We start from the raw sequence: 14,138 nt of genomic DNA, 5'->3' as shown, positions 1-14,138 counted from the left end.
TAACACTGATTGTCCCAAAGGCTTCTCAGTTAGTCATTCTTGACAGAGGAGAACCGGCGCGATCGCAAGCGGGAGTGTAGGATAGGGAAGGCGTCATTCAAACTATTTGGCTGCGTTGTCCCTATGCCTCGTCGTACCGATATTTCAAAGATTCTCATTATTGGTTCGGGTCCCATTGTTATTGGTCAGGCCTGTGAATTTGACTATTCGGGAACCCAAGCCTGTAAGGCCTTGCGCGAGGAAGGGTACGAGGTGATCCTGATTAACTCCAACCCCGCCACAATCATGACGGATCCCGAGACCGCCGATCGCACCTACATTGAACCCCTCACCCCGGAAATGGTGGAAAAGGTGATTGCTGCCGAACGCCCCGATGCCCTACTGCCCACAATGGGGGGACAAACCGCCCTGAACTTAGCCGTGGCGCTCTCAAAATCGGGGGTTCTCGATCGCTATGGGGTGGAACTGATTGGGGCTAAGTTGCCAGCCATTGAAATGGCCGAGGATCGCAAACTCTTCAAGGAGGCAATGCAGCGCATTGGTGTGGGGGTCTGTCCCTCTGGCTTGGCTAATACCCTCGAAGAGGCGCGGGCGATCGCCCAAGAGATTGGGGTTTATCCCCTGATTATTCGCCCCGCCTTTACCCTAGGGGGCACTGGTGGCGGCATTGCCTACAACCAAGAGGAATTTGAAGAGATTGCCGCTGCGGGTCTCGATGCCAGTCCCGTCTCGCAAATCCTTATTGAACAGTCCCTGATTGGCTGGAAAGAATACGAACTGGAAGTGATGCGGGACATGGCCGATAACGTGGTCATCATCTGCTCCATTGAGAACCTCGACCCCATGGGCATCCACACTGGCGACTCGATCACCGTTGCCCCCGCCCAAACCCTGACGGACAAAGAATATCAGCGGCTGCGGGATGCCTCAATCAAAATCATTCGGGAAATTGGTGTGGAAACCGGCGGCTCGAACATTCAGTTTGCCGTTAACCCAGAAACGGGGGAAGTGATCGTCATTGAAATGAATCCCCGCGTCTCGCGCTCCTCAGCACTCGCTTCTAAGGCAACTGGCTTTCCCATTGCCAAAATGGCGGCGAAATTGGCCGTTGGCTACACGCTGCCGGAAATCCCCAATGACATTACCAAGAAAACACCCGCCAGCTTTGAACCCACCATTGACTATGTGGTGACCAAAATTCCCCGCTTTGCCTTTGAGAAATTCCCCGGCTCGCAGCCAGTCCTGACCACGCAAATGAAGTCCGTGGGTGAAGCAATGGCCATTGGCCGCACCTTCCAAGAGTCACTGCAAAAAGCCCTGCGATCGCTGGAGACAGGACGCGCCGGCTGGGGGTGCGATCGCCCCGAAAAACTCCCTAGCCTTGAACAACTGCGGGGGAAACTGCGCACACCCAATCCCGATCGCATCTTTGCCATTCGCCACGCCTTCCTTTTGGGGATGACCGTTGAGGAGGTTTACGAACTGACGGCCATTGATCCGTGGTTCCTGCGGCAAATGCAGGGACTCCTAGAAACGGAAAAATTCCTCAAGCGCAGCAAACTAGAGCAACTCACTGCCGATGATCTCTGGCGGGTGAAACAACAGGGCTTTAGTGATGCCCAAATCGCCTACGCCACCAAAACCACCGATGATCAGGTGCGTGCCTATCGGCAATCCCTGGGTGTTGTTCCCGTTTATAAAACCGTGGACACCTGTGCCGCCGAGTTTGAGGCCTACACCCCCTACTACTACTCCGCCTATGAGCGGCCAGTGGAGCAAATTAACCCCGATACCGGTGATGTTGAATTGCTGCCCCCGCAATCGGAGGTATTGCCCCCCCGCAAGCCTCGGGTCATGATTCTTGGCTCAGGGCCGAACCGCATTGGCCAAGGGATTGAATTTGATTACTGCTGCTGCCATGCTTCCTACGCGCTGCGGGCTGATGACTATGAAACAATCATGGTCAACTCCAACCCTGAAACGGTTTCCACTGACTACGACACCAGCGATCGCCTCTACTTTGAACCCCTGACCAAGGAGGATGTCCTCAACATTATTGAGGCGGAGCGCCCCGTTGGCATCATTATTCAGTTTGGCGGTCAAACGCCGCTGAAACTCGCCTTGCCACTCCAGCAGTACCTCGAAACCCATGGCGATCGCCTCGGAACGCAAATCTGGGGCACCTCGCCCGACTCCATTGATATTGCCGAAGACCGCGAACGCTTCGAGAAAATTTTGCGGGAGCTGAATATTCCCCAACCCCCCAATGGCACCGCTCGCAGTTATGCCGAAGCCCTGAGTATTGCCCAGCGCATTAGCTACCCCGTGGTGGTGCGCCCCAGTTATGTGCTCGGTGGTCGCGCCATGGAAATTGTCTATTCCGATGCCGAACTGGAACGCTATATGAACGAAGCAGTGCAGGTGGAGCCAGAGCGACCGATTCTCATTGATAAGTATCTGGAAAACGCGATTGAAGTGGATGTGGATGCCATTGCCGATGCCAGCGGTACCGTGGTGATTGGCGGGATTATGGAACACATCGAACAAGCAGGGATTCACTCTGGGGATTCTGCCTGTAGCCTGCCCACTCAATCTCTTTCTCCCACCGTCTTGGAGACGATTCGCAGGTGGAGTATTGCCCTCGCCAAGGCGCTCAAAGTGGTGGGGCTGATGAACCTACAACTGGCCGTCCAAGGGGAGCAGGTCTATATTTTGGAGGCCAACCCGCGAGCATCCCGTACGGTGCCCTTTGTCTCCAAGGCGATCGGCATTCCCCTTGCTAAAATTGCGGCCCGCCTGATGTCAGGCAAAACCCTTGCCGAACTCAATTTCCTCGAGGAGAAAATTCCCAACCATGTCGCCGTCAAGGAAGCGGTTCTGCCCTTTGAAAAATTTGCCGGTACCGATACGGTGCTGGGGCCCGAGATGCGCTCCACGGGTGAAGCGATGGGGATTGACATGACCTTTGGTGCTGCCTATGCCAAGTCTCAACTGGCGGCCAATCAAAGGTTACCTTTGCAAGGAACGGTTTTTGTGTCGATGAGCGATCGCGACAAGGCAGCGATTGTGCCCGTGGTGCAGGAGTTGCAGTCCCTCGGCTTTCGGATTATTGCCACCGAAGGAACCCGCAATGCTTTGCTCGAGGCGGGGCTGAGCAATATTGAACTCATCCTCAAGCTCCATGAAGGGCGTCCCCATGTCCTCGATGCCATTAAAAATGAGCAGATTCACCTGATTCTAAATACGCCTTCAGGTCAGGAAGCCCGTACCGATGCCCAATTGATTCGTCGCACTGCCCTTGCCTACAAGATTCCGATTGTGACGACGATCGCCGGTGCTAAGGCGACGGCTGCCGCCATTAAAACCCTGCAAACCTCAACCCTCGGGGTACGGGCACTTCAGGACTACCATCGGGCGGAATGCTAAACATTGGTTTTGGCAACTATGTCTCACCACAGCGACTGCTGGCGATCGTCAGCCCCGACTCTGCCCCGATTAAACGCCTGATTCTGGAAGCACGGCAGCACCATCATCTCATTGATGCCACCCACGGGCGGCGGACTCGTGCCGTACTGGTCTTGGATGGGGAGATTGTCGTTCTCTCGGCGCTGCATCCTGAAACGTTGGTGGCGCGACTCAACCCACCCCCCTAGACGCCTCTAAAAAATAATCGTCACCTGCAGTGAATCGGTGTACAGGCCGGGGGCAACCCACTGCTGGGCAGGAATACGACCGTAGATCGTCAGCGTATTGAGGACATTGTTGCCGGGAATAAAAGGCCCCCGTTGTTGTGTGCCCCCTGTGCCATCGCCCCAAATAATGCTGCGGTTGGCATCGAGGTAGAGGTTATAGTTCAGGCGATCGCTCCCACTGCTCATTTGTCGCGGTGTAAAACTATTGCTGCCCCCTTGGCTGAGTTGAACCGTCACCGGGCGGTTATTAAAGCTACCAGCCCCACCCCCCACACAGATAAACTGGATTTGACCAGTGGTATCTAAGGGAATGGGCGAAAAAGGATCATAGCTCCCAAAGTTTAACCCGGTCACACTTTGAAACTGACAACCGCCCCCCTGAGCCTGTGCGGCTGCCCAACACCCAAGGCAACTGAGGCCAGTGAGGCATCCTATTGTGGCGAGTCGGGCAAGGAACATGAGACTTCCCCTACATCAGTAAAGAGATCGTCACTCGGTGGTAGTGTCAGTTGGAACGTACAGCGCAGTTGTTCGTAGGCCACCTCAGCAGTGTAGGTTCCTGCTTCTAGGGTATCAAAGTAAAATTCTCCCCTTGGCGAGAGGGGCGATAGGATTTTTTCCTTGTCGCGCTCTAGGGTGAGTTGTCCCAAATTGGGGATGATCCGCTCACTGCCCCGCAAAATCACCACCCGACCGACATAGTTGCGACTGGGGCGGACATCAAAGCGGGCGATCGCTCCCCCACGAAAGGGCGGTGCAATCAACAACTCCGTGCGGCCAATGGCAAAATCAATGGGAATATCCTGATCCTCAATCCGCAAGGCATTACCGTAGTAGGGCAGCAAGTCTGGAATCAAAATTTTACCGCGACGATTTGTGCGACCAATTTCCTGATTGCTTAAGTAGGTGCGCACACCCCCGACATTGGGCACATCCACCAGGACAAAACTCCCCTGCACCGGTCGCGTGGCAAAGACCTCACCGCCAATGGTGACGAATCCCCCTTCCACCACCACTTGCGCCTGTCCCGTATCCCCTGCCTGCGCGTAGCCAATTTGGTAGCGGCTCCAAGGGGCATTGTAAGAAAATGTGCCACTGACAAAGGCCTGCTCATTGGCCTGAAGTATCTGTCCCTGATAGCCATAGCCGACGCCCGCTGGGAGCGATCGCGAGACGGTGAGGAAAGGAACCCCCTGATTTCCCTGTTGCAGCCAGCCGCTGTTAATTGTTACGGCATTGTTCAGGAAGTAGTTAAACGTAACACTGACTTGGTTCACTGGCTGATCACTGCCAGAAAGGAAACGCGAACCTTGCAGGTATAGACTGAGATTGCGGCGGAGTTGCACTTGAGCGAGAATCGTTGCCTGTTGCCGCACTACCTGATCGCGGGGATTGGTAAAAAAGTACTGACCACTGATGGTTACCCGTGGCCCCAGACTCAGGGTGGCATTGGCAAAGCCCTCTAGCTGCGGGCGATCGTCCCCCAAAGCCAAGCCAGTATTGACATAGTTGCCACTGAGCAGCCGCACCCCACCGCCAAAGGCCAGCCGCCGCCCCGGATAGTTGTAGCCAACAGCAACCCCACTCCCCAATTTTCCCGCAGTGGTACTCACCGCTGCCGCCACATCCAGCGTGCCAATGGGAATCGCCGTACTCAGGTTCAAGCCCGCATTCAAAAGATCGCCATTGCCTTCCAGACGTGCCCCCAAGGTCAAGTGATTCAAAATGCCCTGCCGATAGGCCGCCAAAAATTGCACCTGATCCCCGTAGGTAAAATTCTCCGTGCCCAAATTTTCCCGCTCGGCACCGGCAGCCACAATAAACTCCGATAGTCCGGGGCGCAATAACGTAAACGACTGGACAAAATTGCGGCTAAAGACCTGTTGATTGCCCTCAGCATCGGTTACCACAATCCGCAAGCGATTAAAGCCCCCAAAGGCGGGCAAATTTTTGAGAATAAAAGGCCCCGGTGGTAGGGTCACCTGCCGAATCAGCAGATTATTCAAGTAAATTTCTGCGGTACTGGGGGTGGTTACCTCACCCCGAAAGTCAAAGGCGGGTTGGCGAATCAGGTAAGGGCTAAGGCCAAAGTTGCGCTCCCAAACAATGCCCCCCCAAAGGCCACCGCCGCCCAACAGGTCACTACTGATAAACGCATCCCCCAAGGTCAAAGTGGTGAGGTGGCGCCGATTATCCAATGTAAAAGCGGTGAGTCCCCGTTGCAGGTTGCCATCGGCAGTCAACCCCAGTGTTGAGGTGAGGGCATTGCCACCAAAGCTAATCGCCACTTCACTGGCAGCCGTCAATCGTTCAAAGTTATCCCAGAAAACGCCATAGTTGAGGTAGGCACTCAAGGGTTGGCTGTAGCGAATCCCCGGCGGTTCATTACTTGGGTTAAAGTCAATGACCGTTTGTGGCAGTTGGGCTGCCCCCACCTGTAACCGTAGCACCAAGTTGGCATCATCCTGCTGGAAGGTAATCTCGGGTGCCAACGACTGCAAGGAGACGTGCTCAATGCCTTGGATGATTTCGCGGCGACCGCCAATCTCCCTCAGACCGGCATTCACTAGATCCTGCAAGGGGATGAGCACATCGTCGCCACGCACCAAAACAATTACATCCCCCTTGGTAACGCGATTCACCTCAAGGGTATAAATGGCAGAGACTTCTGCTTGGGCAGAGACCGCAGCAGCCATCAGGAGGCTACTAAGTGCAAACGCCGTTGGGAGTAGAAATTTCAGTCGTAAGGGAGGGGTTGGTGCCCACAGACTGTAACTTGACTTGGCGCACTTGGGCACAGTTGGTTTGGGGTAGAGGAATATTCCTAAAGGGGCGATCGCGATCGGCCAAAACATACACAGAATCTAGCGTCCGCTCGAAAACAATCGTCCCCCGCTCATTCAGCCCCTGTACGGTCATGCCAAGGGTTTGAATGTGAACATTGCCACGATTGCGCAGTACAAAACTTAATTTGCCCCCTTCAACCCGACCATTCACAATCTCGCCTTGCCGCTGAATATCGGCGGGTTGGACAAAAACGGGCAGGCTAAAGGTCTTGATAATGCGAATGGCAGCCCCTTGGGTTTCTGGCACATTGGCCGGGGGCAATTCTGTCACCAAGAGGCGATAGGTTTGCTCTTCAGTGGTTGCCGGTTGCCGTACCCCAACCCGTAAAGTCCGCTGTTCTCCCGGCGGTACCGACAGCAAGACAGGGAAAGCCACGACATTGCCATCGCTTTCCGTTAGCTCCTCTTGGCCATCGGCGGTTTGCTGCCAGCGGCGGACACTAATCTCAAAGTTAATCGGCACCTGCCCCGTATTGGTCAGGGTCAACAATGCCGTGCGCTGACGCGGTGAGAGAAATACCTGCACCGCATTAAGATAAAACTCCGAGGATTGTGCCCCCACCCTTGAAGCCATGCCAAGGGCAATGACTGTGGCCAGCAGGGCAAACCGCCACCCCAATCGAAAGCGCACCCTAGAACGAGACAGTGATTTGAACGGTATCAAGATAGCTGCCGGGTTCTAGCAGATCTAGAATACCAGCCGGTAAGTCATTTGCGGCGGGAATCCGACCATAGATGGGAAAGTCTTTGGGGCTAGCATTGGTTGCTGTGTACTCGACATCATTAGTGGGATCACAGCCCCAAACTTGACTTCTCGCAGGGTCTTTGTATAACCCATAGGGAAGACGACCATCCGCATTGGCCATCTGGCGCAGAGGAGCAGTACAAGAAGAGCTCGATGGAGCGTTGCTCCCTTCCCCGAGCTTAATAGTCGCTTGAGTCTTAGGTAAGCACTTGACACTCACTTCACCTTGGGCATCTAGAGCTGTCGTTGCATGGGCACCGAATGGATCATAGGTACCAAAGTTGATGTCTTGGGTACTCGTAATTTTGCAGGCTGGATTGACGTTTGCTTGAATTTGGATATTTGTTGTTTGGGGCGAAGTTTGGGCTTTGGCAGCCTGTGCCATTAACAGAGGCAGTACGCCCCCCGCCGCAGTCAGAAATAGACCGAGAAGAATCCGTTTGAGAACGAAAGAAAAGGTCATGACCAAATCTCCCTACGAGAACAACAGAAAGCTAATACATCAATTTCTAATGTTAACTGAATATCGAACCTAGCAGACCTTTGGGGACGACTCACTTACAATATGAGCTTGCAGTGCACTTTAGCAACAACACTACTATAGTATGTCTGCCTTGCCTACCGTGATTTCACGGAGGTTTTATCTTTCCTTTAGAAAGAAACAATAATCTGAACCGTATCGGTATAGGTACCCGGTGTCAGTTGATTCAGAGTCCCTAAAAGTGCAAGAGCTTGCCCCGATGGGATGCGACCATACACGATAAAGTCTTTGACGCTAGCATTGGTCGCACTGTAGTCCACATCATTCAGGAAGTTACAGCCCCAAATGTCAAGAGGGGAGTAAGAACTATCCCGATACAAAAAATAAGGAAGGCGAGCGGAGCCAGAGGCCATACGCCGCAGCGGTACAAGACAACTGGACAAAGGAGCAGGATAACTCCCCTGATTCAGCCGAATGGTTGCTTGGGTGCCGGGTAAGCATTGCACGCTCACCTGACCTTGGGCATCCAGCGCTTGGGTGTAGTGGGTACCGAGGGGATCATAGGTGCCAAAGTTAATATCCTGAACGCCCTTAATCACACAAGCCGCCTTCACGGTTGCCTGAATGTTGATATTACTGGTTTGAGGTGAAGTTTGGGCATGGGCACGCTGAGCCGTTAGGAGTGGCAATAGACCACTGGCAGCAGTCAAAAATAAGCTTATTGGGTAGAGCTTTAGCCTCAGAAAACAGGGGCAATACATCAGTCTCTTCTCCCAACAGTTTGTCAGTGTTTTAATGGCTAGTGTGAAGCCTACAGATTGCTAATTATGAATTTGGAGAACACTCAGTCATGACTCGTAGGCCGAGCTTACGCAAGCCAAAGTGAAGGTGTGCGGGGAATTCACAATTGCAGCCGTTAGAGGGATGTCGCCCATCCTACACCACTTACAGGACTTATGAACAGAAATTTTAACTGCGCAACAAAAGTTAATCTAAAGATTGGCATCCCCAAGCGTCAGGATCATCGTTGATGGCATGCGATCGCCATCGAAGGCAGTCTCAAAAATATTTTTGTAATGTTGATTGACCCCATTATATTTGAGTGTATTCTAGTGCCTAGGAAAATTTTGTAGCCCTTTGATTTGGAGTGATTGCTGTGTTGCCAGACTTGCCAAGTTTTGATGCTTTGCTTCAGAGTTTGCGTAATATCGACACCCTAACCGAGTGGGAAATGGCGGTTCTGGGCATTATTGTCATCGTGGTTGGCATTTCTCTGGGGAACTGGGTCTGGCCAAGGATTTTGCAGGGGCTATTTATTCTTCTGTATCTTGGTGTAACTGCTATTCCCCTATTTTTGGTGGCGAATGGTATTCTACACCAGTGGCAAGATGTGGTCTTTAGCTGCCTAGTCATCGGCTTTCTAGGTTCAATCCCGTTACTCCCCTTTTTTGCTGTTTCCAGTATTCAGCGAAAAATAGATGGCCTCAAGCAACAGGTGAACACACCACCTGCATCAGCTCCTGTAAATGTTAATCCAAGCAACACGCCCAGCGAGTGAATGCGGTTTGGGTGGCAGTGGATTCAATACATTTCTTGGAGGGCGGCTTGACAGCGATCGCACAACTGGGGATGCAAGGCGGATTGTCCAACAGTTTCAGAATAATTCCAGCAGCGGACGCATTTCTCACCCTTGGCATGACCGACACCAATCCATAGCCCTTCGGCTTCAAGGACATAGGGTACGTCCACCCCTGCCTGTTGCGGCATCAGCTCCACCTGAGACACCAAGAAGAGATAGCGCAGTTCATCCACCCCATTGCCACTGAGGGCATCACTGGGATTCATGTCCGCAAGGCGATCGCGCCACTCTGGATCGGCAACATAGAGCCACACTTTGGCTTCCAAAGACGAGCCAATCAGTTTTTCGGCACGGGCCTGTTCGAGCACCTTATTCACCTCTAGGCGCAGTTGCCGCAGCCGTTGCCACTCACTGGCTAGCCCTAGATCGTGCCACTGGGCGGGAAGCTGTACCCAGCCACTTTGAAAAACCGAAAGATGGGGGGTTTTGAAGGGCAAATGCTGCCAAATATCTTCGGCTAAATGGGGAAGCACTGGGGCAATGGCACGGGCGAGGTTTTGAACCGCAATGGCAAGCACGGTTTGACAACTACGGCGGCGATCGCTCCCGGGAGCACTGATGTACAGCCGATCCTTGGCAATATCGAGATAAAAGTTCGACAGATCAACGACACAAAGATTTTGAATGGTTTGGAAAAAGCGATAGAACTGAAAGCTATCAAAGGCCGCCGTCACTTCACTGAAGACTTCGTGCAGCCGATGCAGCATATAGCGATCCAACGCGGGCAGTTGGGCATAGGGAATCGCATCCTGATCGGGGTCAAAGTCGTGGAGATTCCCCAGAAGAAAGCGCGCCGTATTGCGAATCTTGCGATAGACATCCGCCAACTGCTTGAGGATATTTTTACCAATGGGCACATCATTGGCATAGTCCACGGAGGACACCCACAGACGCAATACATCGGCACCATAGGCAGGGTCTTGCTTTTGGTTTTTGCCCCCCTCAATCACTTCGCGGGGATCCGTGACATTGCCGAGGGATTTGCTCATTTTCCGTCCCTGCTCATCGAGGACAAAGCCGTGGGTGAGGACGGCCTTGTAGGGGGCTTGGCCTTTAACGGCAACCCGTGTGAGCAATGAGGATTGAAACCAGCCCCGGTGTTGATCGGAGCCTTCGAGGTAGAGATCCGCCTGCTGATCGCCGAGAACCGCCGCCCAAGAGGAACCCGAATCAAACCAAACATCCATCGTGTCGGTGCCCTTTTCGTAGCGATCGGCGTGATCGCGCAGGGATTCGGGGAGCAATTCCGCAACCGAGAGTTCCCACCAAGCATCAGAGCCGCGATCGCGAATAATGGCTTGCACATGGGCAATGGTTTCTGCTGTCAGTAGGGGTTCCCCGGTTGCTTTGTCATAAAAGACGGGAATCGGCACGCCCCAACTGCGCTGCCGCGAAATACACCAATCGGAACGCTCCGCCACCATTGCCGTAATGCGGTTTTCCCCTTGGGCAGGAATCCACTTCACCTCGGCGATCGCCTTTAGTGCCGCATCGCGGAAGCCTTCAACGGAAGCAAACCACTGCTCTGTGGCGCGGAAGATGGTGGGTTTTTTTGTGCGCCAGTCGTAGGGATACTTGTGGACATAGGGTTCTTCCTTGAGGAGGGCACCACACGCTTGCAGTGCAGCAATCACCGCCTCATTCCCTTCCTTGAGGACATTGAGACCCGCAAATGACCCCGCTTCCGCCGTAAAGCAGCCATTCTCATCCACAGGCGACAGGATCGGCAGGCCATAGCGTTGACCTACGGCATAGTCCTCTAAGCCATGACCAGGGGCCGTGTGCACCAGTCCCGTTCCTGATTCCGTGGTCACATAGTCGCCACCAATGACAATTTTGCTTTCGCGCTCAAAGAGGGGATGGCGATAGCGGCTATGTTCTAAGTCAGCCCCTTTGGCCGTAGCCACCACCTTCAGCGTGCAACCAAGGGTGTCACTGAGCCGCTCGACAAGATCCTTGGCAACAATCAAATACTTGTAGCGGCCACTGGGCTTAACCTCGACAAGGGCATAGGTGAGATCGGGATTGACACTGACGGCTAAGTTGGCGGGAATGGTCCAAGGGGTCGTTGTCCAGATGGCAACCCCCAATTTCCCTAGGGCTTTGTACCAAGACTTGGCTAAGCCTGCGGGCAACTCAATGACTTCAAAGGCGGCATAGAGACTACGGGAGGTGTGACCTTCGGGATATTCCAGCTCTGCCTCAGCGAGGGCGGTTTTGGAGCTAGGACTCCAGTGGACGGGCTTGAGACCCCGATAGATATAGCCCCGCAGCACCATTTCACCAAAGACACCGATTTGGGCGGCCTCATAGTCGGGGGTAAGTGTCAGATAGGGGTGCGCCCAGTCGCCCCAGACGCCATAGCGTTGGAAACTCTGCTTTTGCTCCGCCACGGTTTTGAGGGCAAATTCCTTGGCCTGTTGGCGGAGGGTAAGGGGGGTAAGCTGGGCCCGCTGTTCGGGTTTCAGGTTTTGCAGCACCTTGAGTTCAATGGGCAGGCCATGGCAGTCCCACCCTGGGCGGTAGTGAACTTTGCGTCCCCGCAGGAGTTGGTACTTATTGATAATATCCTTGAGAATTTTGTTGAGGGCATGGCCAATGTGGAGAGCGCCATTGGCGTAGGGGGGGCCATCGTGGAGAATAAAGACCTCACCCGGATTGGTTTGCTGAAGCGTTTCATAAATTTGGTGCTGTGCCCAAAAAGCCTGCAATTGGGGTTCCCGTGTGGCTGCATTTGCCCGCATTTCAAACGTGGTTTGGGGCAGGTTGACAGTGTCTTTGTAGTCGGGGGTCGCGTCAGTCATGGGTGGGTACAGCGGGGTATGATCGTTGGAGGGCAAGAAAAAGTTGGGAATGGATTCAATTGTAGGGGAACTGTTCTTACCGACTCAAGGTTGACGACTCCCCGAGGGGATTCAGGAGATAAAGATTCTCCTTGGGGCCGCCAAAACCCCTCTAGACACTCTGGCAAAGCCTTCGTGCTTACTTTTCCTGCCAATGTTCCAAGCCCCGTTGCAGTCTGCGTTCACCAGTTGATTCTCAGCCGACCGATACAAGCCACGCTTCACCCGTTGGCCTGAGAATTGGTATTCTCTCGGGTTATCCGCATCGTAAATCGGCAGCTCGTCACCATCTAGCGCCGATGCCTTGCTCGTGTAGGACTCCTCCTGCTCGATGTACCGGATACCGTAGCGTTCACACAGGGACTTCAATTTCACTCTGAGCGAGTGAAACGGAATTTGCACAAAGTTCTGGTTGTTGCGACTGCCGAGGTTGATGCCCTGTTTCCAACCCGCATTGACCCCCACAATCAAGGTGCCAATCTGAAATTGCAGGCAGTGCTCAATCAGCGTTCGAGCCACTTTGTTCAGGTAATCCCTGACCCTGTTATTGCGCTTCTGCAAGAGTCGCCCCTGCCGACGGGTCAGGCCTTTGATGCCTTGCTGATCCTTGAGGGATTGATACTTGGCGTTCTGCTTGTTGTACCACTGGTTGATGCTTTTCAGTTTCTTGCCGTCCATCAAAAAGGACGCCCCAGTCGTCGTCACGCAAGCCGCAAGGTTATCTAGCCCCAAATCCACGGCCATCGCCCTCGATGGGTCAACTGTAGCGGTTTCTGGCTCCTGCTCAACCACAAATTCCACCTCAAACCATTGGGCATTGCAGCGCGGGATGATCCTCACCTCTTTCAGGGGCTTGCCCTGCAATCTTTCAGGGAAGGGGATACGAACAGCACCAAACGCCTTCTTAAACTGCCTCGACATCGGAATCTGGAAGTAGCCATCCTTGACTTTAATGCGCGGCATGATCAGTGGGAAGTAGCCATCTTTCATCAGATAGCGGGGCAACCTCACCTGTTCAAAGCTGTACAGCCCTTGCTGAGCCTTGTTGAGCAAGCCGAAAAACGACCTGAAGGCTCTGTCCACGGCTTTGAGGGTTTGCTGAGCGATGTCGGTATTCAGTAGCGCATAGTTTTCGTTCTCCTTGCAGGCGTGGTAGTTGGCTTCATAACGGAGGTGCTGATGTGTCTCAAAGAAAAACTGCCTGACGGAATAAAGCCCTACGTTGTAGAGATTTTTGGTCAGTCTGCACAAGGCGCGTAAGGCCGCAAATTCCTGCCGACTCAAACCCCGTAGTTGGTTCTTCTGAGTGACATACATTTTGCGCTCTCCGCAACACGATTATTATAGGGAACAGGGAAGACTTCTTATTGACGGCTATCTCTCTCTGCCCTAAAGTGCAGGGTTTCTCGGAGGTCTTTGATGATTTCCGTTCTAGGTTTAGATCTGGGGCGCAAGCGCATTGGTGTGGCAGGGTGCGATCGCTTGGGGCAGTTGGCTACGGGCATTACAACCATCCAGCGGCGGAATTTTGCCAGTGATGTGGCACAGCTTCGCCAGATTTGCCAAGAGCGAGGGGTGGAAAAATTAATTGTAGGCTTGCCCTACACCCTCGATGGTCAACTGGGTTCCCAAGCCCGGCAAGTGCAACATCTAGCGGAAAAAATTGGCGCGGCCTTAAACTTGCCCGTGGAATATATGGATGAGCGACTCACCTCATTTCAGGCGGAAGAAATTCTCAAACAGCGGCGGCGATCGCCCCGGCACCACAAGGACTTAGTGGATCAAATTGCTGCTGCCCTAATTTTGCAACAATGGCTCGATGCCCGTTCTCAAGCGGCAAAAGCAACACTCGCACCCGCTGATCCGCAGCTATAACGGAGGCTCAAAATTTG

Annotated in this window: 11 protein-coding genes; 4 read left to right on the top strand and 7 right to left on the bottom strand. The window is 53.5% G+C overall.

Annotated features, from left to right (window positions below; all coding sequences use genetic code 11):
• Positions 1-123 precede the first annotated feature (123 nt).
• The gene (carB, locus tag KV190_RS09770) at positions 124-3,426 is read left to right on the top strand and encodes a carbamoyl-phosphate synthase large subunit (RefSeq protein ID WP_460193113.1); all 3,303 of its coding nucleotides are present in this window, start codon (positions 124-126) and stop codon (positions 3,424-3,426) included.
• The gene (locus KV190_RS09765) at positions 3,420-3,653 is read left to right on the top strand and encodes a DUF370 domain-containing protein (RefSeq protein WP_149819402.1); all 234 of its coding nucleotides are present in this window, start codon (positions 3,420-3,422) and stop codon (positions 3,651-3,653) included. The genes carB and KV190_RS09765 overlap by 7 nt, the downstream gene beginning before the upstream one ends.
• A gap of 6 nt (positions 3,654-3,659) precedes the next feature.
• On the opposite strand, the gene KV190_RS09760 is transcribed toward KV190_RS09765, so the two are convergent.
• The 5 genes from KV190_RS09760 to KV190_RS09740 all read right to left on the bottom strand — a co-directional run bounded on the left by KV190_RS09760 (position 3,660) and on the right by KV190_RS09740 (position 8,474).
• The gene (locus tag KV190_RS09760) at positions 3,660-4,151 is read right to left on the bottom strand and encodes a Csu type fimbrial protein (RefSeq protein WP_460193111.1); all 492 of its coding nucleotides are present in this window, start codon (positions 4,149-4,151) and stop codon (positions 3,660-3,662) included.
• Positions 4,124-6,388, bottom strand: coding sequence for a fimbria/pilus outer membrane usher protein (locus KV190_RS09755; RefSeq protein WP_460193109.1), 2,265 nt, complete (start codon positions 6,386-6,388; stop codon positions 4,124-4,126). The genes KV190_RS09760 and KV190_RS09755 overlap by 28 nt, the downstream gene beginning before the upstream one ends.
• 10 nt (positions 6,389-6,398) lie before the next feature.
• Positions 6,399-7,157, bottom strand: a complete 759-nt coding sequence (locus KV190_RS09750) for a fimbrial biogenesis chaperone (protein ID WP_460193108.1) — start codon at positions 7,155-7,157, stop codon at positions 6,399-6,401.
• Between the two features lie 13 nt (positions 7,158-7,170).
• Positions 7,171-7,746 (bottom strand): Csu type fimbrial protein, encoded by a 576-nt coding sequence (locus KV190_RS09745; protein ID WP_460193107.1) that lies wholly within the window; start codon positions 7,744-7,746, stop codon positions 7,171-7,173.
• A gap of 188 nt (positions 7,747-7,934) precedes the next feature.
• Positions 7,935-8,474, bottom strand: coding sequence for a Csu type fimbrial protein (locus KV190_RS09740; RefSeq protein ID WP_460193106.1), 540 nt, complete (start codon positions 8,472-8,474; stop codon positions 7,935-7,937).
• 437 nt (positions 8,475-8,911) lie between these two features.
• Between KV190_RS09740 and KV190_RS09735 the strand changes: the two genes are divergently transcribed.
• A complete protein-coding gene (locus tag KV190_RS09735; RefSeq protein ID WP_460193104.1) occupies positions 8,912-9,322 on the top strand; it encodes a hypothetical protein in 411 nt (136 codons plus the stop codon).
• A 23-nt stretch (positions 9,323-9,345) separates the two neighbouring features.
• On the opposite strand, the gene ileS is transcribed toward KV190_RS09735, so the two are convergent.
• Together ileS and KV190_RS09725 are read right to left on the bottom strand one after the other, a co-directional pair.
• Positions 9,346-12,207: an isoleucine--tRNA ligase gene (gene ileS / locus KV190_RS09730; protein WP_460193102.1), complete on the bottom strand. Its 2,862-nt coding sequence runs from the start codon at positions 12,205-12,207 to the stop codon at positions 9,346-9,348.
• A 111-nt stretch (positions 12,208-12,318) separates the two neighbouring features.
• Positions 12,319-13,563, bottom strand: a complete 1,245-nt coding sequence (locus KV190_RS09725) for an RNA-guided endonuclease InsQ/TnpB family protein (RefSeq protein WP_460193101.1) — start codon at positions 13,561-13,563, stop codon at positions 12,319-12,321.
• Between the two features lie 102 nt (positions 13,564-13,665).
• On the opposite strand from KV190_RS09725, the gene ruvX reads away from it, so the two are divergent.
• Complete coding sequence (gene ruvX, locus KV190_RS09720; RefSeq protein WP_149819291.1) at positions 13,666-14,121, top strand: Holliday junction resolvase RuvX; 456 nt, start codon at positions 13,666-13,668, stop codon at positions 14,119-14,121.
• The last annotated feature ends 17 nt before the right edge of the window (positions 14,122-14,138 follow it).

The sequence above is a fragment of the Thermosynechococcus sp. FA-CM-4201 genome (genome assembly GCF_054689355.1).
Note: the sequence above shows the minus strand (reverse complement) of the source record. Positions and strands in the feature narration are given on the sequence as shown.

Coding starts and splice junctions, on each gene's coding strand:
- KV190_RS09745 (WP_460193107.1), bottom strand. CDS start 7,746: ATGACCTTTTCTTTCGTTCTCAAACGGATTCTTCTCGGTCTATTTCTG.
- KV190_RS09760 (WP_460193111.1), bottom strand. CDS start 4,151: ATGTTCCTTGCCCGACTCGCCACAATAGGATGCCTCACTGGCCTCAGT.
- carB (WP_460193113.1), top strand. CDS start 124: ATGCCTCGTCGTACCGATATTTCAAAGATTCTCATTATTGGTTCGGGT.
- KV190_RS09755 (WP_460193109.1), bottom strand. CDS start 6,388: ATGGCTGCTGCGGTCTCTGCCCAAGCAGAAGTCTCTGCCATTTATACC.
- ruvX (WP_149819291.1), top strand. CDS start 13,666: ATGATTTCCGTTCTAGGTTTAGATCTGGGGCGCAAGCGCATTGGTGTG.
- KV190_RS09725 (WP_460193101.1), bottom strand. CDS start 13,563: ATGTATGTCACTCAGAAGAACCAACTACGGGGTTTGAGTCGGCAGGAA.
- ileS (WP_460193102.1), bottom strand. CDS start 12,207: ATGACTGACGCGACCCCCGACTACAAAGACACTGTCAACCTGCCCCAA.
- KV190_RS09765 (WP_149819402.1), top strand. CDS start 3,420: ATGCTAAACATTGGTTTTGGCAACTATGTCTCACCACAGCGACTGCTG.